Source organism: Aeromonas allosaccharophila, assembly GCF_016026615.1.
In the GTDB taxonomy this organism is placed as follows: Bacteria; Pseudomonadota; Gammaproteobacteria; order Enterobacterales; family Aeromonadaceae; genus Aeromonas; species Aeromonas allosaccharophila.
On the sequence record NZ_CP065745.1, the window covers coordinates 4280719 to 4305693 of the forward strand.

The window sequence follows — 24975 nt, forward strand, 5'->3', positions numbered from 1 at the left end:
TGGCTGGCGTGGGTCGATTGATAAGAGGCGGGAGCCGTCATGGTAGAGATCATCAGGGGCGCGTTGGGCACAAAAGAGGGGGGCAGTTTACCACAGGGGCTGTGGCAGACTGAACAGATCCGCACACTGGAGCGCAACTGGGCCGCGCGTGAGGGGCAACCTCTCTATGCCCTGATGGAGCGAGCCGGTGCCGCGCTGCGCACCTATGCCACCCTGCATTGGCCCGACAGTCGCTGCTGGTGGATCTTCGTCGGCCCCGGCAATAACGGCGGTGATGGCTATGTGCTGGCCCGCCTTGCCCGCCAGATCGGCATCGAGGTGGTGGTGATTGCCGCCAGAGCACCCGAGCTGCTGAAGGGGGATGCCAGACGGGCCGCCGATGAGTGGCTGGCGGCCGGTGGTCGGGTCTGGCTGGCAGAAGAGTTTGATGGTGCCCAGCAGCCTGCGCCGGATCTGGTGGTCGATGCCCTGCTTGGCACCGGCGTCAACACCCCCCTCTCGCCGCTACTGACAAAGATCGTCGCAACAATCAATGGCTTGGCTGTGCCCGTGCTGGCGGTGGATCTCCCCTCCGGCCTCAACGGCGATACCGGCCGTGCCATGGGGGCCGCAGTGCAAGCCACTCGCACCCTCACCTTTATCGGTATCAAGCAGGGGATGCTCACCGGCGACGGGGTGGATTGCGTCGGCCTGCTCGACTGTGATCCCCTTGGCGTGACGCCAGATGATGCTATTTCGCCCACCGCCTGGCGTATCGATTATCCACTGCTAAGCACGCAGCTGACCCCGCGTCAGCGCGCTTCCCATAAGGGCTCTTATGGCAAGGTGCTGCTGGTGGGGGGCAATCGCGGCATGCAGGGGGCCATCGTGCTGGCGGCCCGCGCCTGCCTGCGGGCGGGGGCCGGGCTGGTGCGGGTGTGTCAGCATCCGGAACATCCGCCGGTCAGCCTCTATCAACCCGAGCTGATGAGCCTTATCACCTCTGATGACGAGGGGTGGGCGTCGGTGCGGGTCATTGGCCCCGGCCTCGGTCAGGATGAGTGGGGAAGGGGGCAAATTGCCCGTTATCTCACCGATCGGCTGCCACTGGTTTTGGACGCTGATGGATTGAATTGGCTGGCGCAATCTCCCCGCCATCAGGATAATTGGGTGCTCACGCCCCATCCCGGCGAAGCGGCGCGACTGCTGGGATGCACCATTGCCGAGATTGAAACCGACCGGTTTGCCGCCGTGCAGGCGTTGCAGCGGCGCTATGGCGGTGTGGTGTTGTTAAAAGGGGCGGGAACACTTATTTATGACGGCGAGCGGGTCGCTCTCTGCTGTGAAGGCAATCCCGGCATGGCAAGTGGCGGCATGGGCGATCTGTTATCTGGTATAATCGCCGCCCTTTTGGCCCAGGGCTGGTCTGCCACCATGGCAAGCTGGCTGGGCGCCGTGATCCACGGCGAGGCCGCAGATCAGGCCGCCGCCGACGGCGAGCGGGGCATGCTGGCGTCAGATCTGCTGCCGCTGATCCGCAGACTGGTTAATCCCGACACCATAACAAGTTAAAAAGAAGAACATGGCAAAACAGTTGATGATGACACTGCCGGACGAGGCAGCAACCGTGGCACTGGGTGGCCGTCTGGCACAGGCCTGCCAGCAGGCGACCACAGTGTTTTTGCATGGCACGCTTGGCGCCGGTAAAACCACCCTGACCCGCGGCTGGGTACAGGGCCTTGGCCATCAGGGCAAGGTAAAAAGTCCGACTTACACCCTGGTCGAGCCCTACGAGCTCGATGGCTGGCAGGTCTACCATTTCGATCTCTATCGCCTGGCTGATCCGGAAGAGCTGGAATTCATGGGCATTCGGGACTATTTTGCCGCCAACACTCTCTGTCTGGTGGAGTGGTCCGAGAAGGGCGAGGGCTGGCTACCGGCTCCCGACCTGGAAATTACCCTCACTTATGTAGGCGAGCAGCGCGAGGTTCTGATAGAGGCCCGCACTGCTATTGGCGAAGCCATTCTGGAACGGTTGTCATCTACGTGCGCTTGATCCTTGTTATTGCTCTCTCTTTGATGGCGTTACCCTCCTGGGCGAATCAGCTCAAGAGCGTACGAATCTGGCCATCACCGGATAACACCCGGGTGGTGCTCGACATGAGCAGCGCCCCCAACTTCAACTATTTCACCCTCACCGGCCCGGATCGGTTGGTGATCGACCTGAAAGGGGCGAGCAACGCCGCCAATCTGGCTCGGATCGAGAACAACAGCGAACTGGTGCGCAAGATCCGCCAGAGCACACCGCTGGAAAAGGGCGGTCTGCGGCTGGTGATGGATCTCAGCTCCGCCATCAAGCCGGTGGTCTTTCCGTTGGCGCCAGCCGGGCCTTATGGCCACCGTCTGGTCATCGACCTGCCTTATGAAGAGAAGCGCTCGGCGGCTGCGGTGCAATCCACGCCCGTCGGTGGCAAGGGCAAGGGGGTGGTGATTGCCATCGACCCGGGCCACGGCGGGGAAGATCCGGGCTCCATCGGCCCGCGCCGTACCTACGAGAAGCGGGTGACGCTGGCGGTCTCCCAGAAGCTGGCGGCGCTGATCGACCGCGAGCCGGGGATGCGCGCCGTGCTGACCCGTCGTGGCGACTACTTCGTTGACCTCAACAAGCGCTCCGAGATTGCCCGCAAGGCCAAGGCCGATCTGCTGGTGTCGGTGCATGCGGACAGCTTCCATAACTCCACGCCCCGTGGTGCCTCGGTCTGGGTCTTGTCGACCAACCGCGCCAACCGCGAGATGGGCAGCTGGCTGGAGAAGCAGGAGAAGCAGGGCGAGCTGCTGGGCGGTGTCGGCAAGGTGTTGGCGGAATCCGATCCCAACCCCTATCTGGCGCAGACCTTCCTCGACCTCTCCATGGACAAGTCCCGTGCCGAAGGATATGACGTCAGCCGCCAGATCCTGCGCTCCATGGGCAAGGTTGCCCGACTGCACAAGAAGGCGCCTGAACACGCCAGTCTGGCGGTGCTGAAAGCGCCGGATATTCCCTCGGTGCTGGTAGAGACCGGGTTTATCTCCAACCATGCGGAAGAGAAGCTGCTGGCCACCGCCAGCTATCAGGACCAGCTGGCCCGCGCCATCTTCGAGGGGATCCGCAACTACTACCGTGCCCACCCGACCAAGGGGGCCATGCTGACTGGCAAGGGGCAGGCGAGCCGGCCTGCCGCGACCACTCGGTCTGCGCCGGTCGCCCAGCAGCCGGTGAGCCAGCCCAGACAGGTACAGTTGCAGCCGGTGGTGAGTAACAAGATGCCCGCCACTGCCCGCGACGGCGGTGCGGCGACCGGCTCTGGTGCCGGGGTGATCAAGCCTTATTCGGCAGCAGCGCAAGAGACCGGAGCGCCGGTCAGTAGCGTGGGCGACTATGACAAATCGCAGATGCTCCGCCATGTGGTCCAACGGGGCGAGAGCCTCTCCCGCCTTGCCGAGAAGCATGGGGTGAGTCAGTCCACTTTGGTGGAGATCAACCAGCTGCGCAGCCGGGATATTCAGATTGGTCAGACCATCTATATCCCCCAACAGGGGCAGAGCCGCAGTGCCGCTCCCGTTCGCAGTGACGACAAGTCGCAGATGATCCGCCATGTGGTCAAGCGGGGCGAGAGCCTCTCCCGCCTTGCCGAGAAGCATGGGGTGAGTCAGGCGCGGCTGGTGGAGATCAACAAGCTCAAGTCGCGGGATATTCAGGTGGGGCAGGTGCTCTACATTCCGCAAAACTGATGCGCGGGAGCGGGCGATGCCGCTCCCGCTGTTAGCGAATACCATCAGCAAGATTGAAATTCAGGAGCAAGTGATGCCGATCCGTATATTGCCCCCGATTCTGGCCAACCAGATCGCAGCCGGTGGTAATGTGGTGGAGCGGTCCTCCTGGATCGTTAAGGGACTGACCATCCGCAAGATAGAAATTCAGGAGTAAATGATGCCGATCCGTATTTTGCCACCTATTCTGGCCAACCAGATTGCCGCCGGAGAGGTGGTGGAGCGGCCCTCCTCCGTGGTCAAGGAGTTGGTGGAAAACAGTCTGGATGCGGGCGCCGACCGGGTCGAAATCGATATCGACAAGGGGGGCGCCAAGCTGATCCGTATCCGTGACAACGGCTGCGGCGTTGCCAAAGATGAGCTGGTGCTGGCGTTGTCGCGCCACGCTACCTCCAAGGTGGCGACCCTCGATGATCTGGAGGGGATCAACAGCCTGGGCTTTCGTGGCGAGGCGCTCGCCTCCATCAGCTCGGTCTCCCGCCTCACTTTCACCTCCCGCACCGCCGAGCAGGCCGAGGCCTGGCAGGCGCAGGCCGAAGGGCGCGAGATGAACGTCACCGTCAAACCGGCAGCCCATCCGGTGGGTACCACGGTGGAGGTGGTGGATCTCTTCTTCAATACCCCGGCGCGGCGCAAGTTCATGCGCAGCGAAAAGACCGAGTTTGCCCATATCGACGAGCTGGTGCGCCGCATCGCGCTCTCCCGCTTCGATGTCACCCTGATCCTGCGCCACAACGGTAAGGTGGTGCGCCAGTACAAGGCTGCCAATACGGTGCCGGAGCAGGAGCGGCGTCTTGCTGCCGTCTGCGGTACCCCCTTCATGCACCATGCGCTGGCTGTCGAGAGCGAACACAGCGACGTGCGTCTATGGGGCTGGCTGGCGACCCCGGAGGGGGCAAGACCGCAGAACGACCTGCAATACACCTACGTCAACGGCCGGATGATGCGCGACAAGCTCATCAATCACGCCATCCGTCAGGCCTATGACGAGCTGCTGCCTCCCGATCGCTTCGCCGCCTATGTGCTCTATATCGAGCTGGATCCCCGTCAGGTGGATGTCAACGTCCACCCGGCCAAGCACGAGGTGCGCTTCCATCAGGCACGGCTGATCCACGACTTTATCTTTCAGGCGCTGTTCACCGCGCTGCGCCGCGAAGGGGTCAGCGCCGCTCATCAGGACGCGCCGCTGGCCGAAACCCTGGTCGAGTTGCCGGTCAGCCCGCAGATTGAATATCCCGGTCAGGCGCCACGCCCGGAGTGGTACGGTGCCGAGCACAGCTACCGGGCGCCTGCGCAGGTGCGGGAAGGGGGCGCGGCGCGCGCCAGTAACTATCAACCGCCCGAGCCGCCAAGTCGCGAGGCGATGCGCGGTATGGGCGCTCTGCTTACTACCCTGCCTATCGCAACGGCGGCTGAGACTGCACCTGAGCAGCCAGCGGCCACCGTGCCATCACCCAAACAGGGGGGATGTCGCGCCCTGACTTTGGTGGATCAGGCCTACCTGTTGATCGAGCGGGATAATCAGCTGGCGCTGCTCTCGCTGGTGCGCGCCGAGCGGGTGCTGCTGCGCCACTGGTTGCTGGACGCCTGGGGGCAGGGGCTGGCGGCCCAGCCACTGTTGCTGCCTGTCTCCTTCAAATTGCCGAAGAATTTGATCGCGCTGGTGACAGAGCAGGAACGTTTGCTGAAACGGATGGGGCTGGAGTTGAAAAGCGGCGGGCGCGACACCATGATCCTGACTCGGGTGCCTGCCCTGCTGCGCCAGACCGATCTGGTGCGTCTGTTACCCGAATTGCTGCAAATTATCGAGGGCGGATCTGACAGTGATGCCGGTCAGCAGGCTGAAGTATTATGCCAATGGCTGGTGGAGCAGGGGATAAGCCGCGAAAAAATATACGATTTTTCAACTGCCAGTCGTCTGCTGACGGAACTTGTGACCGATTTCAGTGACCAACTGGCAGACATGCGTATGGTGCGCCCGCTCTCGCTGGCGACCGTGCTGGAGGAGTTTGAACATGGCGAGTGACTTGCCGACCGCAATTTTTCTGATGGGGCCGACGGCCTCCGGCAAGACGGATCTCGCCATTGAACTGTGCCAGGCATTGCCTTGCGACATCATCAGCGTTGATTCCGCACTGATCTATCGCGGCATGGATATCGGTACGGCCAAGCCGACCGCCGATGAACTGGCGCGGGCCCCGCACCGGCTGATCGACATTCTCGATCCCGCTGTGAGCTATTCGGCCGCCGATTTTTGCAAGGATGCCCTGCGGGAGATGAAAGAGATCGCCGACCGTGGCCGCATTCCGCTGCTGGTGGGCGGCACCATGCTCTATTTCAAGGCGCTGCTGGAAGGATTGTCCCCATTGCCCTCCGCCGACCCTGTTATTCGGGCTGGCATTGAGGAAGAGGCTGCCCGCCTCGGTTGGCAAGCGCTGCACGACGAGTTGGTGCGCATTGACCCGGTGGCCGGGGCGCGGATCCACCCCAATGACCCGCAGCGATTGAGTCGTGCACTGGAGGTCTACCGCATCAGCGGCAAGACCCTTACCGAGCTGACGCAGGTGCAGGGGGAGGGCTTGCCCTATCGGGTGCAGCAGTTTGCCATCGCCCCGAGCGATCGCGCCGTGCTGCATCAGCGGATCGAACAGCGCTTTGACAAGATGCTGCAAGGTGGCTTTGAACAGGAGGTTCGTGCGCTGATGGCGCGCGGCGATCTGCACCCGGATCTCCCCTCAATTCGCTGCGTGGGTTATCGCCAAATGTGGGACTACCTGTGTGGTGAAGTGGGGTATGATGAGATGCGTTATCGTGGCATTGTTGCCACACGCCAATTGGCAAAACGACAGATGACCTGGTTGCGCGGCTGGCCCGATGTGACCTGGTTGGAATCTGGTGAGTCTGGCAATCTCGCCCGCGTGCTTGCTCGCGCTGGTGCGGCTTGACACTCCCTGTATAATCAGGTTGTTATATTGATATTCGGTGTTTAAAAACAACAAACTATAAGGAAAAGAAAAATGGCTAAGGGGCAATCTCTCCAAGACCCGTTTTTGAATGCGCTGCGCCGTGAGCGGATTCCTGTTTCTATCTATTTGGTGAACGGCATCAAACTGCAAGGTCAGATCGAGTCTTTTGACCAGTTTGTTATCCTGCTGAAAAACACCGTGAGCCAGATGGTTTACAAGCACGCCATCTCGACTGTCGTACCGGCCCGTGCCGTCAATCATCACCAGCCCACTCCGGGTGGCGCGGCTGATGAACAGGGTGATGCCGAGGCGTGATATCCCTGGGCGAGTCGACTCGCCAACTCAGATTCATCATGATTCCTGTTAAGGAGCAAGCGCTTGTTTGACCGTTATGAAGCTGGCGAACAGGCCGTTCTGGTGCATGTCAACTTCAGTGATGAGGGTGAGCGGGAGGATCTGGAAGAGCTCAAGATGTTGGTGAGCTCGGCCGGAGTCAATGCGCTGGGGGTCGTTACCACCAGTCGCAGTGCGCCCAGTGCCAAATTTTTTGTCGGCAGCGGCAAGGCTGAAGAGATCGCGTCCCAGGTCCAGATGCTGGCGGCGGACGTGGTGATCTTCAACCATGCCCTGACCCCCGCCCAGGAGCGCAACCTGGAGCGTCTGTTCCAGTGCCGGGTGGTGGACCGAACCGGCCTGATCCTCGATATCTTTGCCCAGCGCGCCCGTACCCACGAAGGTAAACTGCAGGTCGAACTGGCCCAGTTGCGCCATCTTTCCACTCGTCTGGTGCGAGGCTGGACCCACCTTGAGCGTCAAAAGGGCGGGATCGGTCTGCGTGGGCCGGGTGAAACCCAGCTTGAAACTGACCGACGTCTGCTGCGGGAACGCATCAAGGCGATTTTGCGTCGGCTCGACAAGGTGGCCAAGCAGCGGGAGCAGGGACGCCGCGCCCGCAACCGCAACGAAGTGCCGACGGTGTCATTGGTTGGTTATACCAACGCCGGAAAGTCCACTTTGTTCAACCAACTTACAGCTGCCAGCGTGTATGCTGCCGACCAATTGTTCGCAACTCTGGATCCTACCCTGCGTAAACTGGTGATCCGGGATGTGGGTGATGTGATTTTGGCGGATACAGTTGGATTTATTCGGCACTTGCCCCATGATCTGGTCGCGGCCTTCAAGGCGACCCTGCAGGAGACCCGTGAAGCGGATCTGCTGCTGCATGTGGTGGACTGTGCCGATGAGCAGATGCAGGAGAATATCGACTCCGTGCAGCAGGTGTTGGCCGAGATTGAAGCCGACGACAGGCCCCAGCTGATGATCTGCAACAAGATCGACAAGCTGGCGGATCGTCCGGCAGGTCTGGAGCGAGATGACGAGGGGCGCCCGTTGCGCGTCTGGTTGTCGGCCCAGACCGGTGAAGGTTGTGAGTATCTGTTTACGGCGCTGACCGAATTGCTGGCTGGCTCCATGGTGCATCACACCCTGCAGTTGCCTCCTTCTGCCGCGAGATTGCGCAGTGCGCTCTATCAGCTGAAAGGGATTGAGCAGGAAGGTTTTAGCGAGGAGGGTGATTTCGTGCTGGAAGTCCGCTTGCAAGTGGCCGACTGGAACCGCCTCGTGAAACAGGAAGGTGAGAGTTTACAACGCTTTATCAGGCATTGATTCGTCGATGAAGATGAACCCTTAGGGGCTTCTCAACGTATGATGGCCCGGTAGAGATGATATCCATCCGCATGTATTAATGGAGACGCTGATGGCTTGGAATGAGCCTGGTAACAACGGCAAAGACCGTGACCCTTGGGGGAATAACGGCAAGAATCAGGGACCCCCTGATCTGGATGAAATGCTGCGCAAAGTGAGTCGCCGTTTCGGTGGCTTGTTTGGTGGCGGCAAATCTGGCGGCGATATAGGTCGCTTTGGTATCTCCATCGCGCTGGTTGTGGCTGTGGTGGTGTGGGTCGTCAGCGGCTTCTACACCATTCGCGAAGCGGAGCGTGGTGCCGTGCTGCGGTTTGGCAAGTTTTCCCATATTGTCGAGCCGGGCCTGCGCTGGAAACCGACATTTATCGATCAGGTGATCCCGGTGGACGTCGAGTCCGTGCGCTCCCTGCCTGCCTCCGGATTCATGCTGACTCAGGATGAAAACGTGGTACGGGTCGAGATGGACGTACAGTACCGTGTCGTCAATCCCGAGCAGTATCTGTTCAGCGTGACCAATGCCGACGAGAGTCTGGGTCAGGCTACCGATAGCGCCCTGCGCTACGTGGTGGGTCATACCCGGATGGATGATGTACTGACCACCGGTCGTGAGAAAGTGCGTCAGGAGACCTGGCAGGTGATCGATGGCATCATCGAGCCCTACCAGATGGGTCTGCAGATCGTCGACGTCAACTTCTTGCCAGCGCGTCCGCCGGAAGAGGTGAAAGATGCCTTCGATGACGCCATCTCCGCTCAGGAAGATGAACAGCGCTTCATTCGTGAAGCGGAAGCCTACGCTCGTGAAGTGGAGCCGAAGGCGCGTGGTTCGGTCAAACGTCTGGAGCAGGAAGCGGAAGCTTACAAATCCCAGATCGTGTTGAAAGCCCAGGGTGAAGTTGCTCGCTTCAACGAGTTGCTGCCCCAGTATCAGGCAGCCCCCGAGCTGACCCGTGAGCGTATCTATCTGGAAACGATGGAAGAGCTCTATCAGCAGGCCAACAAGGTGGTGGTCGACATGCCAGCTGGCAACAACAGCATGATCTACCTGCCGCTCGACAAGCTGTCCGGCAAGCCGAATGCAGCCCAGTCTGATCGTGCCACTGTCGCTCCAGTCGCAGAGCAAGTCCCCGTTTCCAACGAGGGAGCCAACTCTACGCCGACAACGCCGCTGCGTAGCGGTGACCGCTTCAGCTCAGGGAGAAACTGATAGATGAAAAAGCTAGCTATTGGTGCAATCGCTGTCGCGGCCATGGTCTGCTTCTCCTCTGTCTTTATCGTTGATGAAGGTCAGAAGGGGATTGTGGTGCAGTTTGGCAAGGTGAAGCGGGTTGACTCCGGTGAGCCCCGCCTCTATGAGCCGGGCCTGCACTTCAAGGTGCCGCTCATCGACCAGGTTCGCAAGATGGATGCGCGCATCCAGACCATTGACAGCCAGGCCGACCGTTTTGTCACCTCCGAGAAGAAAGACCTGATCATCGACTCCTACGTGAAGTGGAAGATCGAGGACTTCTCCAAGTACTACCTGGCAACCGGTGGTGGCAACAAGCTGCAGGCTGAAGATCTGCTCAAGCGCAAGATCAACAACGGTCTGCGTTCCGAGATCGGTAACCGCACCATCAAGGACATCGTCTCCGGTGAGCGTAGTACCGTGATGGAAGATGCCCTGAAGAAGATGGCGCGCTCCTCCGAGCTTGGTATCAAGGTGGTGGATGTGCGGATCAAGCAGATCAACCTGCCGGTGGAAGTCTCCAACTCCATCTACCAGCGGATGCGTGCCGAACGTACCGCAGTCGCCCGTGAGCACCGCTCTCAGGGTCGCGAGAAGGCTGAAATCCTGCGTGCCGATATCGACCGCAAGGTGACCGTCATGATCGCCGACGCCGAGAGTAACGCTCGCCAGCTGCGTGGTGAAGGGGATGCGGAAGCCGCCAAGATCTATGCCGACAGCTACAAGAAAGACCCCGAGTTTTTCAGCTTCGTGCGTAGCATGGAGGCCTATCGCAAGAGCTTCGCCGGTGGCAACGACCTGATGGTGTTGAAGCCGGACAGCGAGTTCTTCCGTTACCTCAAGTCTCCTCACGGCACCAAGCAGTAATCGCCACGAGGTCACATTCAAAGGGTCTGCATTGTCAGACCCTTTTGTTTTTGGCGCCAACGCCAGCCATCGACCCCGGTGGTTGGCTGTGCAGAAGGAGGTCTGATGCTGACATCCATGCTGATGGGGTTGGGATTGCTGTTGTTGTTCGAGGGGCTCGGCCCGCTGTTGATGCCCAGGGCATGGCAGCAGATGTTGCGGCTGCTGAGCGATCAGCCAGCGGAGCAGTTGCGCCGTATCGGCGGCTCGCTAGTGGTAGCGGGTAGCGTGATCCTCTGGATGCTGAGTCGCTGAGTCTGGCGCAATGCCCTGTCCGCCAGATAGCAGACAATAAAAAAGAGGCCAACGGCCTCTTTTTTCATGCATGTCGTTTACTCAGGCACTGCGTTGCACTGCCATGTGAGCCAGTGTTTCCAGCGCGTGCTTGTGCGGGGAGTCCGGCAGGATGGCGAGAGCGGCAATGGCCTTGTCGGCCTCTTCTCGGGCCCGCATGCGGGAGTACTCCAGTGCGCCGGTACGGTCGAGAATCCCGAGGACCTGCTCAAGATGCTCCATACCGTTGCGGTGCTCGATGGCATCGCGCACCAGTTGACGCTCTTCCGGTGTGCCCACTTCCATGGCGCGCAGCAGCGGCAGGGTCGGTTTGCCTTCGGCCAGATCGTCACCGACGTTCTTGCCCATCTCTTCGCTCTGGGAGCAGTAGTCCATCACGTCATCGATGATCTGGAACGCGGTGCCCAGATACTTGCCGTAATCGGTCATGGCCTGCTCGACGGGCTCGGGCTGATGGGTCAGTACGGCGGCGAGCCGAGTGGCGGCCTCGAACAGCTTGGCGGTCTTGCAGTAGATGACCGTCATGTAGCTCTCTTCGGTGGTGTCCGGATCGTTGCAGTTCATCAGCTGCAGCACTTCCCCTTCGGCGATGGTGTTGGTGGCGTCCGAGAGGATCTCCATCACCCGCAGGTTGGAGAGTTCGGCCATCATCTGGAAGGAGCGGCTATAGAGGTAGTCACCGACTAGCACGCTGGCAGCATTGCCAAACATAGCGTTGGCGGTCTCCCGGCCGCGGCGCAGGTCAGATTCGTCGACCACGTCGTCATGCAGCAGGGTAGAGGTGTGAATGAATTCGATGATGGCGGCCAGTTTCAGGTGATCCTCACCCTCATAGCCCAGCGCACGCGCAGCCATCACGGTCAGCATGGGGCGCATCCGTTTCCCGCCGGCGCTGACAATGTAGAAACCCAGCTGATTGATCAGACTAACGTCGGACTGGAGTCGGGCCAGGATCAGTTCATTGACCGCCGTCATGTCGGCGGCACAGAGCGCACGGATAGTCTGTTGGTCCATAAGTCTCGTAACGTGACAGCAGCAATAACTGCGATTTTAGTAATGGCAGGGATTCTACACGATTTCACAATGGGTTACAGTTAGGCGTTTATCCACGGCGGCAGATATGCGCACAAAATAAACTTTTTGCTAAATTGGCCTTGCCTGAGCAGATCGATTTGCGTAGAATGCCCGCCCATTGTTATAGGTTTTTGCGCATGTCTAGCCTTGAGCAAAAGACATGCCTTTACGGAGTTAATCAAATGTACGCGGTATTCCAAAGCGGCGGAAAACAACACCGTGTGGCCGAAGGTCAAATCGTTCGTCTGGAAAAGCTGAACGTTGAGACTGGCGCTACTATCGACTTCAACGAAGTTCTGATGGTTGCTGCAGGCGACACTTTTAAAGTAGGTGCTCCTTTCGTTGAAGGTGGCAAGGTTGTAGCTGAAGTTGTGGCTCACGGCCGTGGCGAGAAAGTGACTATCGTCAAGTTCCGTCGTCGTAAGCACCATCGTAAGCAAGCGGGCCACCGTCAGTGGTTCACTGAAGTCAAAATCACTGGCATCAGCGCTTAATTAGAGGAGTCCGATAAATGGCACACAAAAAAGCTGGCGGTTCATCCCGCAACGGTCGCGATTCTGAAGCTAAACGCCTGGGCGTTAAGCGTTTCGGCGGCGAAACAGTTCTGGCTGGTAGCATCATCGTTCGTCAACGTGGCACCAAGTTCCACGCTGGCACCAACGTTGGTCTGGGCAAGGATCACACCCTGTTCGCAACCGCGACTGGTAAAATCCTGTTCGAAGTTAAAGGTCCGCTGAATCGTAAGTACGTTAGCATCGTTGCTGAGTAATTACGGACCGCAAGGATCCGAAGCCCCGCCAACAGGCGGGGCTTTTGTTTTTCTGAATAACTGACGAAAAAACGGAACGCAGATGACCCGGGCTCCGACAGGGGCGTGGATTGCCAAGATGCGTATCGCCCGCAGGGGTCTGTACCACTATAATTGCGTATCGGTTTTTCGAATTAAGGTGACGGTTACCTATGAAGTTTGTTGATGAAGTCCAGATTCGAGTCGATGCCGGTGACGGTGGTAACGGTTGTGTCAGTTTTCGCCGGGAGTTGTATGTTCCCAACGGTGGTCCGGATGGCGGTGACGGTGGCGATGGCGGTGATGTCTATCTGCTGGCCGACGAAAACCTCAACACCCTGATCGATTACCGTTTTGAGCGTTTCCATGCCGCCGAGCGTGGCGAGAATGGTCGCAGTGCCAACTGTACCGGCCATCGTGGCAAGGACAAGATCCTGCGTGTTCCTGTCGGTACTCGCGCCAGCGACGAGGATACCGGTGAGCGACTGGGCGACTTGACCACTCATGGTCAGAAGCTGATGGTTGCCAAGGGTGGTTTCCACGGTCTGGGCAACACCCGCTTCAAGAGCTCCGTCAATCGGGCTCCGCGCCAGAAGAGTAACGGTACCCCGGGTGAAGTGCGGACCCTGAAGCTGGAGCTGCTGCTGCTGGCTGACGTCGGTATGCTGGGTCTGCCCAATGCCGGTAAATCTACCTTTATCCGTGCCGTTTCCGCCGCGCGTCCGAAAGTGGCCGACTACCCCTTCACTACCCTGGTGCCGAACCTGGGTGTGGTGCGTGGCGAGAACTCCCGCTCCTTCGTGATCGCGGATATTCCGGGTCTGATCGAGGGGGCCGCCGAAGGTGCCGGTCTGGGTATTCGCTTCCTGAAGCACCTCGAGCGTTGCCGCGTGCTGCTCCATCTGGTGGATATCTGCCCCATCGATGGCTCCGATCCTGCTGAAAACGCCGTGACCATCGTCCGGGAGCTGGAAAAATACAGCCCCGAGCTGGCAGGCAAGCCGCGCTGGCTGGTGTTCAACAAGATGGATCTGATCCTGGAAGAGGAAGCCCAGGAAGTGATGGACCGCGTCAAGGCGGCACTGGCCTACGAAGGTCCGGTCTACCAGATCTCGGCGATCAGCAAGGAAGGTACCAAGAAGGTCTGCTACGACATTCTGGATCTGCTGGACACCATGCCCCGTCAACTGGAGCAGGATGCCAAAGAGGCGATCGAGAAGGTCGAGTTCAAGTGGGACGACTACCACAAGAACCAGCTGGCTCAGGCTGAAGCCGAAGCGCTGGCAGCTTCCGTGGCCTTCGATGAAGGGTTGGATGATGACGATTGGGATGACGACGAAGATGACGGTGTTGAAGTCATCTACGTACGCGACTGATCCTCGTCACTCTCATTGAAAACCGGAGCCTGAACAGGCTCCGGTTTTTTTATATCTATCGAGTCACAGTTCATTAGGTATATTTGTGATGTCACTTATTGTCTGCCATTGATAACCGATTATACTGCCCACCTAAATTAACAATAACGAAACAATCATCTGGCGATGTCGATTGAATCGATATGCGTTGCTGTATCCGGTTGTTTTGATGGAAGGTTTACTTGTGGAAATATTTATGCGCAGATTTCTGCCTTAAAGGCTTGTTTGTGCATTTTTTTAGAGTATTCTTGCGCCCGTTTTTTGCCGGTTAATGCATGAATACGCAGGTTGACCGGGCTAGGGAAAAGTAACATTAGGGCAGTCATATCATGTTGGAAAAGAGTCTCGAAGCACCTGCGGTCAATACCCGCCGTAACTTGTTGATGTTTCTGGTTCCGTCACTCATCGGGATCCTGCTGTTCATGACGCCGGTCGTCTATGACGGTAACGTCACCATTCCGGTGGCCGTGCTGGCCAAGCTGGTGCAGCAGGTGTTTGCCGATTATCTGGTCGCCATGGTCAGCGCAGTGATCACCACCACCATGCTGATGACGCTGATCGCCTGGTTGTTCAAACCGGCGATTCTGGTGCGCCGTCCTTTCCTCAACAGCCTGTTCAATGTCTCCCCTTTCTGGGCCTGCGTGCGGGTCTTGGGCGGTATCTTCGTGCTGCTGACCTTCTTCCAGGCGGGGCCAGAGGTGCTTTACTCGGGCGCAACCGGTGGACTGGTGCTCAACGATCTGTTGCCGGTGCTGTTCTCGGTCTTCATTTTCGCCGGTCTGCTGCTGCCGTTGCTGCTCGATTTCGGGCTGCTGGAATTTGTCGGCACCATGATGACCCGCATCATGCGTCCGGTGTTCCGCTTGCCGGGTCGCTCTGCGGTGGACTGCTTTGCCTCCTGGCTTGGCGATGGCAGCGTCGGCATCCTGCTGACCAGCAAGCAGTACGAAGGCAAGTTCTATACCCAGCGTGAAGCTGCGGTGATTGGCACCACCTTCTCCGCCGTCTCCATCACCTTCTGTCTGGTGGTGATCTCCCAGGTGAAGCTGGAGCACATGTTCGTTCCCTTCTACCTGACCGTCTGTCTGGCGGGTGTGGTCGCCGCCATCGTGGTGCCGCGTCTGCCACCGCTCTGCTGGAAGAAGGACATCTATGCCGACGGCACTCCCCTGTGCCGCAAGCAGGAGGCAGTGCCGCACCAGCACAGCGTGATGAGCTATGGTTTCGAGCGGGCGCTGACCAAGGCTGACAGCATGACCGATCTCGGCGCCGTCGCGCGGGAAGGGGTGAAGAATGCGCTGGATATGGTGTTTGGCGTGTTGCCGGTGGTGATGGCGATCGGCACCTGTGCCCTGATGCTGGCCGAGCATACCCCGATCTTCAACTGGCTGGGTGCCCCGTTCGTTCCCTTGCTGGAGCTGCTGCAACTGCCGGAGGCGGAAGCGGCCTCCAAGACCATCATGGTCGGTTTTGCCGACATGTTCATTCCGGCGGTACTGGCCTCGACCATCGAAAGCGAGATGACCCGCTTCGTCATTGCCGCCATGTCAGTGACCCAGCTGATCTATATGTCGGAAGTGGGTGCCCTGCTGCTGGGCAGCAAGATCCCGGTCAAGCTGTGGGAGTTGTTCGTTATCTTCCTGCTGCGCACCCTGGTCACCTTGCCGGTTATCGCCGCGGTGGCACACCTGCTGTTCTGATCACCTCGTCGTGGTGAAAAAGGCCATCCCGCTTGTGGGGTGGCCTTTTTGCATCCGGCGCATTGAGTCACCCGTCAGGCCATCAAGGGCAATTGTGTTCCGTTCGAACATCTCATGATAGAGTGCCCGTTCTGTTAGCAAATTGTGATGCAATGGAGTGTATTTATGTCTGCCATCCCCTATTCCGTGCTCGATCTGGTGCCTGTTGCCGAAGGTTCTGTGCCTGCCGAGTCGTTTCGCCGTTCGCGGGATCTTGCCCGCCATGCCGAGGGCTGGGGTTACCAGCGCTACTGGCTGGCCGAGCATCACAACATGCCGGGCATTGCCAGTGCCGCCACCTCGGTGCTGATCGGTCATCTGGCCGAGGCTACCACCACTTTGCGGATCGGGGCGGGCGGCATCATGTTGCCGAACCACTCGCCGTTGGTCATTGCCGAGCAGTTTGGCACGCTGGCTTCGCTCTATCCCGACCGCATCGATCTCGGCCTTGGCCGGGCGCCCGGGACCGATCAGCGCACCATGCGGGCGCTTCGGCGTATGCGCAGTGGCGAGGTGGACGATTTCCCTGCCGATGTGCGCGAGCTGATGAGCTACTTTGGCGACGAGATAGGCGCGGTGCAGGCGGTGCCCGGTCAGGGGCTGCATCTGCCAGTCTGGCTGCTGGGTTCCAGCCTCTATAGCGCCCAGCTGGCGGCGGCGATGGGCTTGCCGTTCGGCTTTGCCTCCCATTTCGCCCCTGCCATGTTGCTGCAAGCGCTGGAGATCTACCGCAGCCAGTATCGCCCCTCTGCGCGCTGGCCCAAGCCCCATGCCGTGGTCTGCATCAACATGATCGCTGCCGACACTGAGCGAGAGGCCCGTTTCCAGTTCACTACCGTGCAGCAGCAGTTCTTGCGCCTGCATCGCGGTGATGCGGGCAAGCTGCCCGCGCCAGTCGTCCAGCTTGGCGACGAGTGGGCACCCCGTGAGCTGATGGCGATGGAGCAGACCCTGGCCCGCTCTCTGGTGGGCGACCCGGAGCGGGTTCGTCACGGTCTCAAGGCGCTGCTGGCGGAAACCCGTGCCGATGAGCTGATGTTCAATGGCCCCATCGTCGACCATCAGGCCCGGCTGCGTTCTTTCGAGATCGCTGCCGAGCTGATGCAGGGTCTTTAATCCATGGTTTGAGCCTCGGTAAACGCTATCTTGAATAGATAGCGTTTGTCGGGTTGCTGTCGGGTGACCGACATCTGTCTGCAGTGCTCACCGGCGGTGCTTGAAAACGACAGAGACGATGAGATTAATGTGTTGATTTAAAAGGAAAGTCAGGTTTATGTCAGGCATCTGTCGTGTCGCTTGTTACATCTGAGCCCGTAAGCTGGCCCTGTCAATTACCACAAGGAGTTCGAGATGATCGTCAGGAAGTTGAGATTGCAACGGGGTTGGTCCCAAGATCAGTTGGCGACGATGACTGGTTTAAGTGTTCGCACTATCCAGCGGATCGAGCAGGGGCAGCAACCCGGACTGGAATCTCTCAAGGCCCTGGCCTCCGTCTTTGAACTCGATGTGGCTCAACTGGATGGGTCAGAGCAACAGGAGCGCGAGATGAGAGGAAGTGACACTATGGGTCAGGATGCGGTGCAGGTATCGGCCGAGGAGCGGGCAGCCATGCGCTATGTGGAGGCGCTCAAGGGCTTCTATCACCATGTCGCCAGCTATGTGGTGGTGATCTGCGGGCTGTTTGTCATCAACTACCTGAGTAATCCGGAGTACATCTGGGCCTGGTGGCCAGCGCTGGGATGGGGCTTGGGGCTCGCCTCCCATGCCATTCGGGTATTTCAGCCCTTCAAGCTGTTTGGCCCGGAGTGGGAGCGGCGCCAGATCGAGAAGCGGCTGGGGCGCAAGTTGTAACGTCATCCACCGGAAAACAGAGAACATAAAACGCAAGCCCGGCAGGTTGCCGCAATGCTGTTCACTTAAGAGAATTTGAGTTCCAGTCCACGTAGTATCAGGGCTAAAAAATGAGGGAGGCATGATGCCTCCCTCTTTCTATTGCAAGCCACGCTGGATAAAGGCTGAAGGAACATCGACTGGAAACAGCCTTGCTCCCCCAACTCAAGTCGCACTTATGAATAATTAGTCAAAAATGTGCTTATCTGAACAGCATTGCGGCAGGTTGCCGGGCTTTGTTATTGATGCGGGTCTTGGCAATCCGTGCGGCTGCAACCGCCTGATTGCTGCACCGCCCCTAGCTGGCGTGAGTGGGGCAGGGGGTGGCGATCAGAGCATCATCTTCGTAGCGCCACAGGGTGAGGCTGTTGCCCCAGACACAGCCGGTATCGAGCGCCTTGATATCGCTCTTGCCGGTGTTGCCCATCAGGGCGGCCCAGTGACCGAACACCAGGATGGGGTCGTCCACATGATGCTCCCGCTGTTCGAACCAGGGGCGCAGCCCCGGAGTCGACTCCTTGGGCCCCTTCTTGCATTTGAAGTCGAGACGACCATCGAAGTAGCAGAAGCGCATCCGGGTGAAGGTGTTGATGATGTAGCGGTAGCGGTCGATCCCGACCAGATCATCTTTCCAGCCATCGGGCAGGTCGCCATACATGTTGTGCAGTAGCCAGTGGTACTGGTCACCGCGCAGCAGGCTCTCTACCTCGCGGGCGCAGTTGCGGGCGGTGCGGGCATCCCACGCGGGGGAGATACCGGCATGTACCATCATGATGGGCAGATCCGGATGCTCGGCCAGCAGCGGGCGATGGCGCAGCCACTCCAGCAGCTCGTCCCGATCCGGCGCATCCATCAGGCTCTGCAGCTTGTCTTTCTTCTTGAGCGGCGCGACACCATTGGCGACCGCCAGCAGGTGCAGGTCGTGGTTGCCGAGCACGGTGACGGCACGATTGCCCAACCCTTTGACGAAACGCAGGGTATTGAGGGAGTCCGGGCCGCGGGCGACCAGGTCGCCGCAGAGCCAGAGCACGTCTTTGTCGGGATCGAATGCGGCAAGATCCAGCAGACGGCGCAAGTCGTCGTAACAGCCCTGGATGTCACCGACAAAACAGTTCGCCATGAAACCTCAGTTGATAATATTGGGGATGGCCAGCGTGAAGGGGGCGATAGGCGCCTCGAACTGCTGACCAGAGCCATCTTGCAGGGTATAGCTCCCTTCCATCACCCCAAGCGGGGTCGCCAGCGGCACGCCGCTCTGGTAGCGGTAGGTCTCACCTTCGGCGATGACGGGTTGCTCCCCGACCACGCCCAGGCCTGCCACTTCCAGCATCTTGCCATTGGCATCGGTGATGAGCCAGCGCCGGTGCAGCAGTTGCACCGGGCCGGGCCCCAGATTCTCAATCTCGATCAGATAGTGAAACTGGTAAGGGTCTTTGGATCCCGCCACATACACGGGGTATGGGCGGATCTCGATGTGCGGGTGAGCCACAGGATCAGGCCTGTTGCTGATCCGCCAGCCAGTTGGCGATGGTGACGAACTGCTCGAGGGAGAGATTCTCCGGGCGCAGGTTGCCATCGATACCAAGCTCGGTCAGCTGGGCGTCGGTGATGAAGTTGGAGAAGCTGTTGCGGATGGTCTTGCGACGCTGGCCAAAGCCCTCGGTACAGACGCGGCTCAGGCAGCGCATGTCTTTCGCGACCAGAGTCGGGTTCTTGTGGGGGATCAGGCGTACCACGGCAGAGTCCACTTTCGGCGCCGGTTTGAAGGCGCCCGGGCCCACTTCCAGCACTGGCACAACCTGGCAGTAGTACTGCACCATGACGCTCAGACGACCATAGGCCTTGCTGCCCGGGCCGGCACACATCCGCAATACCACCTCTTTTTGCAGCATGAAGTGCATGTCTTCAACCCGGTCGGCAAATTCGCACAGGTGGAAGATGAGCGGGGTTGAGATGTTGTAGGGCAGGTTGCCGAAGATGCGCAGCGGCGGCTTGCCTTCACCCATCAGGGTGCCAAAGTCAAAACGCATGGCATCCGCTTCGATGACGGTCAGTTTGTCCTTGAGGGTCGGGTGCTCGCGCAGGCGAGCGGCTAGGTCCCGGTCAAGTTCGACCACGGTCATCTTGTCCATCTGGGAGGCGACCGGTTCGGTCAGCGCGGCCAGACCCGGACCTATCTCCACCAGATTCTGACCCGGCTGCGGGTTGATGGCGGCGACGATCTGGTCGATCACATAGCGGTCGTGCAAGAAGTTCTGACCGAAACGCTTACGGGCCGTGTGGCCCATGTGCACCTTATTGCTCTGCACCTTACTGCTCATATCTTTTTTTCTCTACCATCTTGATGGCGTGGTTAATCGCGGTGATCAGGCTGCCCGAATCCGCCAGGCCCTTGCCTGCCAGATCCAGCGCGGTGCCGTGATCCACCGAAGTGCGGATGAAGGGAAGCCCCAGGGTGATATTGACCGAACTGCCGAAGCCCTTGTATTTGAGCACAGGCAGCCCCTGGTCGTGGTACATGGCGAGTACCGCATCCGCATCCTTGAGGTATTTATCCTGGAACAGGGTGTCGGCCGGCAAGGGGCCGACCAGATCGATCCCCTCCTGGCGCAGCGTGGCCAGAGCGGGTTCGATCACGTCAATCTCTTCACGTCCGAGATGGCCACCTTCCCCGGCATGGGGGTTGAGGCCGCAGACGTAAATACGGGGTTTGGCGATGCCAAACTTGGTGGCGAGATCCTCGTTGAGGATCCTGATCACCTTGCCGAGGCGATCCTCGGTGATGGCCATCGCCACATAGGCCAGCGGAATATGCGTAGTCGCCAGCGCGACCCGCAGCCCCTCGGTTGCCAGCATCATCACTACATCGGCGGTGCCTGACTGCTGGGCAAAGAACTCGGTGTGGCCGCTGAACGAGACACCGGCCTGATTGATGATCCCCTTGTGCACCGGTCCGGTCACCACGGCGGCAAATTCGCCGCTCAGGTTGCCATCGCAGGCGCGTTGCAGGGTCGCCAGCACATAGGCGCCATTGCCTTCGTTCAGCTCGCCCGGCACCACAGGGGCGCCGAGGGTGATCGGACAGACGGTCAGGGTGCCCGCCCGCTGCGGATGGGCAGGGGCGGCGGCATCATAGGGCTCAAGCACTATGCTGAGCCCCAGCAGGGCGGCCCGCTCGCGCAGCAGCGTTGGATCGGCGATCACCACCAGCTGGTGAGGCCAATCCTGCTGGGCAATCTGCAGCACCAGATCCGGGCCGATCCCGGCCGGTTCACCCGGGGTAACGGCAAGGCGACGGCAGCTCATCAGCTACCGGCGCCTTCGATCTGGATGTAGGCCTCGTCACGCAGCTCATCCAGCCACGCCTGGGACTCTTCGACGAAGCGGCGGTTGTAGATCAGCTGGTAGGCGCGCTGCTCCTGAGCCTTGTCGGTGGCATCCTGGCTGCGGCGATCTTCCACCTGCACGATGTGCCAGCCGTGGCTGGTACGGAACGGGGCACTGATCTGGCCCGGTTGCAGACGGTTGACCATGTCGCGGAACTCTGGCACATAGACGTTGGGATCAGACCAGCCCAGTTCGCCGCCCTGCACCGCAGAGCCCGGATCTTCGGAGTACTTCTCCGCCATGCTGGCGAAGTTGGCCTTGCCGCTCTTGATGTCGTGCAGAATGCCGTCCAGCATCCCCTTGGCCTTCTCTTCGCTCAGGATGATAGAGGGTTTGATCAGGATGTGACGGGCCTTCACCTCGGTCTGCATCACTTGCTGCTGCCCCTTGGTGTCGAACACTTTGACGATGTGCAGACCGGCGCCGGAGCGCAGCGGGCCGACGATGTCGCCCTTCTTGGCACCCTGCACCGCTTCGGCCATCAGGGTCGGCATCTCTTGCGGGCTCATCCAGCCCCAGTCGCCCCCTTCCAGCGCCTTGGGACCATTACTCTCGGCAATGGCCAGTTTGCGGAAGTCAGCGCCCTCTTTCAGAGCGGCCAGAATGCGCTCAATTTTGCTCTTGGCGGCATCCAGCTGGGCGGCGGTGGGGTTGTCCGGCAGGGCAATCTGGATATGACCGACGTGGTATTCATCCTGCTGTTGACCCTGTTTCTTCAGGATCTCCACCACCTGCTTCACCTCCTGCTCGGAGATGTTGATACGGCGGCGCACCTGGTTGCGGCGCACCTCGTTCATCAGGATCTCGCGGCGCACCTCTTCCCGATACTGGGCATAGGTCAGCCCTTCACGGGCGAGCTGGGCACGTAACTGATCCAGGGTCATCTTGTTGTCGGCGGCGATGCCCTGAATAGCCTGTTCCAGCTGGGTATCGCTGATCTTCAGCCCCTGGCGATCCGCCAGTTGCAGTTGCAGGCTCTCCTGGATCAGACGATCCAGCGCCTGTTTGCGCAGGGTGGCGTCGTCAGGCAGGGACTGGCCGCTCTCCTGGGCGGAGAGTTTTACCTTGTTGACCAGTGCGTCCTGTTGACTGGACAGCACCACGTCCTTGTTGACCACGGCCAGCACCTTGTCCATCAGCTCGGGTGCAGCCAGTGCGGCCTGGCTCATGGCGCCGAACATTCCCGCGGTCAGCAGGGCAATCAGGGTCTTTTTCATATCCATCTCTCAAGGCTGGGCCAGCATCATTGCTGACCTTTCAGATTAAACGGGCGAACATAGGGCAACAGCTCGGTATCCAGCGTGACACTGCGGCCACCGGTACCCACGCTGCCAAGTCCCTTCATTTCAAACTGCAGACCAATGACTTTTTCTGAAGTGGGGGTCAGGGTGACGTTGTCCGGCTGGTTGTGCCACTCCAGGCTCATGTTGATACTCCAGCAGCAGGAGTCGTATTTGACACCGATCTTGCGGTCAATGTTCACATCCTGCTTGATATCACGGTAGTAACCGCCATACATCTGCCACTGATCGGCGATCGGTGCCATCACCACCAGACCCGCCTGGCTCAGATCTTCCGCCAGCGCCGTATTGGTCGGATAGCGATAGTCCAGGTTGCCATCCTTGATGTAGCGGTAGTTGACCTGGGTGGTCAGCTTGCCGGTCCGGTACTCCACCGCGCCGTTGCCTGCGGTAAATTCACCTTCCGAGGTATCGTACTGGGTGCCCGCATGGGTGAACCACTCATCGGTGATCCGGGCATCCCCCTCGAACGACAGCAGGGAGCGGGCGTTGGTGCTTTCCGGATTTGAGGGGTAGAGGCGCACCTTGGGTGGCGTCATCTCGAAGGCCTGGGCCACTGCCAGACGCAATCGCTCATCACCCGCATTGTCATAGACCCGGCTGGTCAGGCCAACGGTGACCCGGTTGGCATCACTGATGCGGTCGAGACCGGCAAAGCGGCGATCGCTGAACAGGCTGTAGTAGTCCTGACGGGTGGTGGTGGAGTCGTAGATCCCGATCTCGTCCTGATTTTTGTAAGGGATATAGAGGTACTGGAACTCGGGTTCCAGGGTCTGGGTTCCCTTGCCATCATACCAGTCGAGCGGGCGATCGAAGTTGACGCCCCCCTTGAGGCGGAAAGATGGCAGGGTGCGGGTAATGGTGCCGTCTTTCAGGGTCAGCTGTTTGCTGTCTGCATCGGTGAAGCGGCTGCGATCCTGGCTAACCAGATCCTTGGGTACCTCCTGGTTATAAGAGGTAAACATCAGTTTGTACTGGCTGGTCAGGTAGTAGCCGGGTGCATCCACCAGAGGCACGGTCAGGGTCGGAGCCAGATGCAGACGGGTGGCGGTGTAGCGCTCACCGGCCTGCTGGGCTGTGGCACTGCCGCTGTCATAGCCAAACTTGGTCAACTCGCTGTTCCAGGCCAGATCGAACCACTTGCCCTGCTGGAAGTAGTTGTAGTCGATACGCGGCAGCATCTCGTGAGGCAGCAGCGCATAGGGACTCAGGATCTGGTAGCGGCGCACCTCGGAGGTGAGGTTCCAGTTGTGCTGGTAGTAACCGGCGGTAAAGGATTGCTGCAACTGGCTGTCGACCTGGGTGCCCACTTGCGGGCTGAAGTCGTTGAAGTAGTTGTAATCCTTGTCCCGCACCTGGGTGTAGTCGATGCCAAAACGCAGTGAACCATCCATCAGGGTTGAGCCGTGACGGACGTTCATCAGGTAGCGATGACCATCGGACAGGCCAGCCAGACTCTCATTGCTCGGGCTGTACTGCTTGTCATCCGCCAGATTTTCAAAATAGAGGGTGCCGGTGTGGGCGGGGTCCGGCATATAGCGGAACTCCACCTGCTCCATCAGGCCGCGCTTGTCCATAAAACGGGAGGTGATGGTGGCATCGTAGTTGGGGGCAATGTTCCAGTAGAAGGGCTGGGTGATATCCATGCCGTTGCTGGAGCTTTGCTTGTAACCCGGGTAGAGCAGACCGGTCTTCCGCTCATCCTTGATGGGGAAGTTGATATAGGGGAAGTAGAACACCGGGTAGTCATAGAGCCAGAGGCTGGCGTTCCAGGCTTCGCCGAACACCTCTTTCTGGTCGATGTCGATGCTGCCCGCCTTGAGGGTCCATACTTCCTGACCGGGGGGACAGGTGGTGTACTGGGCCCCCTCCATGGTGATGTTCTGGTTGTTGTTGGTCATCACCACGCGCTTGGCAAAGCCGCGTACCGGTGAACCATGCACCTGATACTTGCCCTCTTCCAGTTCGGAGTTCTTGGTATCCAGGTTGGATTTGAGGGTCTTGTCGCTGGTGACGGTCACCTGACCGTCGTTGTAATAGATGTTGCCGATGGCGATGACATCCCGGCTCTTCTGGTCGAGCTGGGCATAGTCGGAGTCAAACTTGCGAACACCCTGACGAACCTTGACGTCGCCTTCATAGACGGCGGTGCCACCCTGTTTGGCCTCGAGACGGTCGGCATCAACCTCGACTGGCTGTGCGTTGGCCTCCTGATCCGATACAGGCTTCTCTATCTTGGGAACATAGTCATAGCAGAGACTATCGAGAATGCCGGTGGCTGGCGGCGTTTCGAACGGGGCTGCCTGCACCACCATTGGGGCGAGTGCGGGGGCCAGGCTGATAGTCAGGGCGATGGGATAGCGGTACCCCAGTGTCCATTTGGTCATGTGAAAGACTCGTGCAATCCGTGATAGATACGGTTGATCCAAGGCATGCATTTTACGACAGGTTTCATCGAGTTGACATTGCATGTCATTGCTTTATGTTAGCCGGCAATG

Annotated in this window: 24 protein-coding genes; 17 read left to right on the forward strand and 7 right to left on the reverse strand. The window is 59.4% G+C overall.

Features of this window, described 5'->3' with window-relative positions:
* Positions 1 to 39: 39 nt before the first annotated feature.
* The 11 genes from I6G90_RS19670 (at position 40) to I6G90_RS19720 (ending at position 10845) form a co-directional block, all read left to right on the forward strand.
* The gene (locus I6G90_RS19670; protein WP_197928853.1) at positions 40 to 1551 is read left to right on the forward strand and encodes an NAD(P)H-hydrate dehydratase; all 1512 of its coding nucleotides are present in this window, start codon (positions 40 to 42) and stop codon (positions 1549 to 1551) included.
* A 10-nt stretch (positions 1552 to 1561) separates the two neighbouring features.
* Positions 1562 to 2035, forward strand: coding sequence for a tRNA (adenosine(37)-N6)-threonylcarbamoyltransferase complex ATPase subunit type 1 TsaE (tsaE, locus tag I6G90_RS19675; RefSeq protein ID WP_005339056.1), 474 nt, complete (start codon positions 1562 to 1564; stop codon positions 2033 to 2035).
* A 23-nt stretch (positions 2036 to 2058) separates the two neighbouring features.
* A complete protein-coding gene (locus tag I6G90_RS19680; RefSeq protein ID WP_232254381.1) occupies positions 2059 to 3750 on the forward strand; it encodes an N-acetylmuramoyl-L-alanine amidase in 1692 nt (563 codons plus the stop codon).
* 16 nt (positions 3751 to 3766) lie between these two features.
* Positions 3767 to 3946, forward strand: a complete 180-nt coding sequence (locus tag I6G90_RS19685; RefSeq protein WP_042059932.1) for a hypothetical protein — start codon at positions 3767 to 3769, stop codon at positions 3944 to 3946.
* Positions 3947 to 3949: 3 nt separating this feature from the next.
* Positions 3950 to 5815 carry a DNA mismatch repair endonuclease MutL gene (gene mutL, locus I6G90_RS19690; RefSeq protein ID WP_197928857.1) on the forward strand — a complete coding sequence of 622 codons (1866 nt, stop codon included), beginning with the start codon at positions 3950 to 3952 and terminating at the stop codon, positions 5813 to 5815.
* On the forward strand, positions 5805 to 6734 hold the full coding sequence (gene miaA / locus I6G90_RS19695) for a tRNA (adenosine(37)-N6)-dimethylallyltransferase MiaA (RefSeq protein WP_197928859.1): 930 nt from the start codon (positions 5805 to 5807) through the stop codon (positions 6732 to 6734). The genes mutL and miaA overlap by 11 nt, the downstream gene beginning before the upstream one ends.
* 72 nt (positions 6735 to 6806) lie before the next feature.
* Positions 6807 to 7070: an RNA chaperone Hfq gene (hfq, locus tag I6G90_RS19700; RefSeq protein ID WP_005339045.1), complete on the forward strand. Its 264-nt coding sequence runs from the start codon at positions 6807 to 6809 to the stop codon at positions 7068 to 7070.
* Between the two features lie 63 nt (positions 7071 to 7133).
* Positions 7134 to 8420, forward strand: coding sequence for a ribosome rescue GTPase HflX (gene hflX / locus I6G90_RS19705; RefSeq protein ID WP_197928861.1), 1287 nt, complete (start codon positions 7134 to 7136; stop codon positions 8418 to 8420).
* Between the two features lie 91 nt (positions 8421 to 8511).
* Positions 8512 to 9663: an FtsH protease activity modulator HflK gene (hflK, locus tag I6G90_RS19710; protein ID WP_042656650.1), complete on the forward strand. Its 1152-nt coding sequence runs from the start codon at positions 8512 to 8514 to the stop codon at positions 9661 to 9663.
* Between the two features lie 3 nt (positions 9664 to 9666).
* The gene (hflC, locus tag I6G90_RS19715; RefSeq protein WP_005339038.1) at positions 9667 to 10551 is read left to right on the forward strand and encodes a protease modulator HflC; all 885 of its coding nucleotides are present in this window, start codon (positions 9667 to 9669) and stop codon (positions 10549 to 10551) included.
* A 105-nt stretch (positions 10552 to 10656) separates the two neighbouring features.
* On the forward strand, positions 10657 to 10845 hold the full coding sequence (locus I6G90_RS19720) for a DUF2065 domain-containing protein (RefSeq protein WP_111900703.1): 189 nt from the start codon (positions 10657 to 10659) through the stop codon (positions 10843 to 10845).
* 81 nt (positions 10846 to 10926) lie between these two features.
* Here I6G90_RS19720 and ispB read toward each other — a convergent pair whose 3' ends face one another.
* On the reverse strand, positions 10927 to 11898 hold the full coding sequence (gene ispB, locus I6G90_RS19725; protein WP_197928863.1) for an octaprenyl diphosphate synthase: 972 nt from the start codon (positions 11896 to 11898) through the stop codon (positions 10927 to 10929).
* A gap of 242 nt (positions 11899 to 12140) precedes the next feature.
* Between ispB and rplU the strand changes: the two genes are divergently transcribed.
* From rplU to I6G90_RS19755, 6 genes are all read left to right on the forward strand, one after another.
* Complete coding sequence (rplU, locus tag I6G90_RS19730; RefSeq protein WP_005304210.1) at positions 12141 to 12452, forward strand: 50S ribosomal protein L21; 312 nt, start codon at positions 12141 to 12143, stop codon at positions 12450 to 12452.
* Positions 12453 to 12469: 17 nt separating this feature from the next.
* On the forward strand, positions 12470 to 12727 hold the full coding sequence (gene rpmA, locus I6G90_RS19735; protein WP_005339028.1) for a 50S ribosomal protein L27: 258 nt from the start codon (positions 12470 to 12472) through the stop codon (positions 12725 to 12727).
* A gap of 191 nt (positions 12728 to 12918) precedes the next feature.
* Positions 12919 to 14121, forward strand: coding sequence for an Obg family GTPase CgtA (gene cgtA, locus I6G90_RS19740; RefSeq protein ID WP_042059940.1), 1203 nt, complete (start codon positions 12919 to 12921; stop codon positions 14119 to 14121).
* A 368-nt stretch (positions 14122 to 14489) separates the two neighbouring features.
* Positions 14490 to 15860, forward strand: a complete 1371-nt coding sequence (locus I6G90_RS19745; RefSeq protein WP_197928865.1) for a YjiH family protein — start codon at positions 14490 to 14492, stop codon at positions 15858 to 15860.
* 165 nt (positions 15861 to 16025) lie between these two features.
* A complete protein-coding gene (locus I6G90_RS19750; protein WP_197928867.1) occupies positions 16026 to 17015 on the forward strand; it encodes a luciferase-like monooxygenase in 990 nt (329 codons plus the stop codon).
* 234 nt (positions 17016 to 17249) lie between these two features.
* The gene (locus I6G90_RS19755; RefSeq protein WP_042059946.1) at positions 17250 to 17750 is read left to right on the forward strand and encodes a 2TM domain-containing protein; all 501 of its coding nucleotides are present in this window, start codon (positions 17250 to 17252) and stop codon (positions 17748 to 17750) included.
* Between the two features lie 337 nt (positions 17751 to 18087).
* Here I6G90_RS19755 and I6G90_RS19760 read toward each other — a convergent pair whose 3' ends face one another.
* The 6 genes from I6G90_RS19760 to lptD are packed head-to-tail and all read right to left on the reverse strand — an operon-like array spanning position 18088 to position 24864.
* A complete protein-coding gene (locus I6G90_RS19760; RefSeq protein WP_197928869.1) occupies positions 18088 to 18909 on the reverse strand; it encodes a symmetrical bis(5'-nucleosyl)-tetraphosphatase in 822 nt (273 codons plus the stop codon).
* A 6-nt stretch (positions 18910 to 18915) separates the two neighbouring features.
* Entirely contained in the window at positions 18916 to 19278 is a 363-nt protein-coding gene (gene apaG, locus I6G90_RS19765; protein WP_197928871.1) for a Co2+/Mg2+ efflux protein ApaG, read from the reverse strand.
* A gap of 4 nt (positions 19279 to 19282) precedes the next feature.
* Complete coding sequence (rsmA, locus tag I6G90_RS19770; protein ID WP_042656659.1) at positions 19283 to 20110, reverse strand: 16S rRNA (adenine(1518)-N(6)/adenine(1519)-N(6))-dimethyltransferase RsmA; 828 nt, start codon at positions 20108 to 20110, stop codon at positions 19283 to 19285.
* A complete protein-coding gene (gene pdxA, locus I6G90_RS19775) occupies positions 20100 to 21095 on the reverse strand; it encodes a 4-hydroxythreonine-4-phosphate dehydrogenase PdxA (protein WP_197928873.1) in 996 nt (331 codons plus the stop codon). The genes rsmA and pdxA overlap by 11 nt, the downstream gene beginning before the upstream one ends.
* Complete coding sequence (gene surA / locus I6G90_RS19780; protein ID WP_042060135.1) at positions 21095 to 22393, reverse strand: peptidylprolyl isomerase SurA; 1299 nt, start codon at positions 22391 to 22393, stop codon at positions 21095 to 21097. Before surA ends, pdxA begins: the two co-directional genes overlap by 1 nt.
* Before the next feature lie 26 nt (positions 22394 to 22419).
* The gene (lptD, locus tag I6G90_RS19785; RefSeq protein WP_197928875.1) at positions 22420 to 24864 is read right to left on the reverse strand and encodes an LPS assembly protein LptD; all 2445 of its coding nucleotides are present in this window, start codon (positions 24862 to 24864) and stop codon (positions 22420 to 22422) included.
* Between the last annotated feature and the right edge of the window lie 111 nt (positions 24865 to 24975).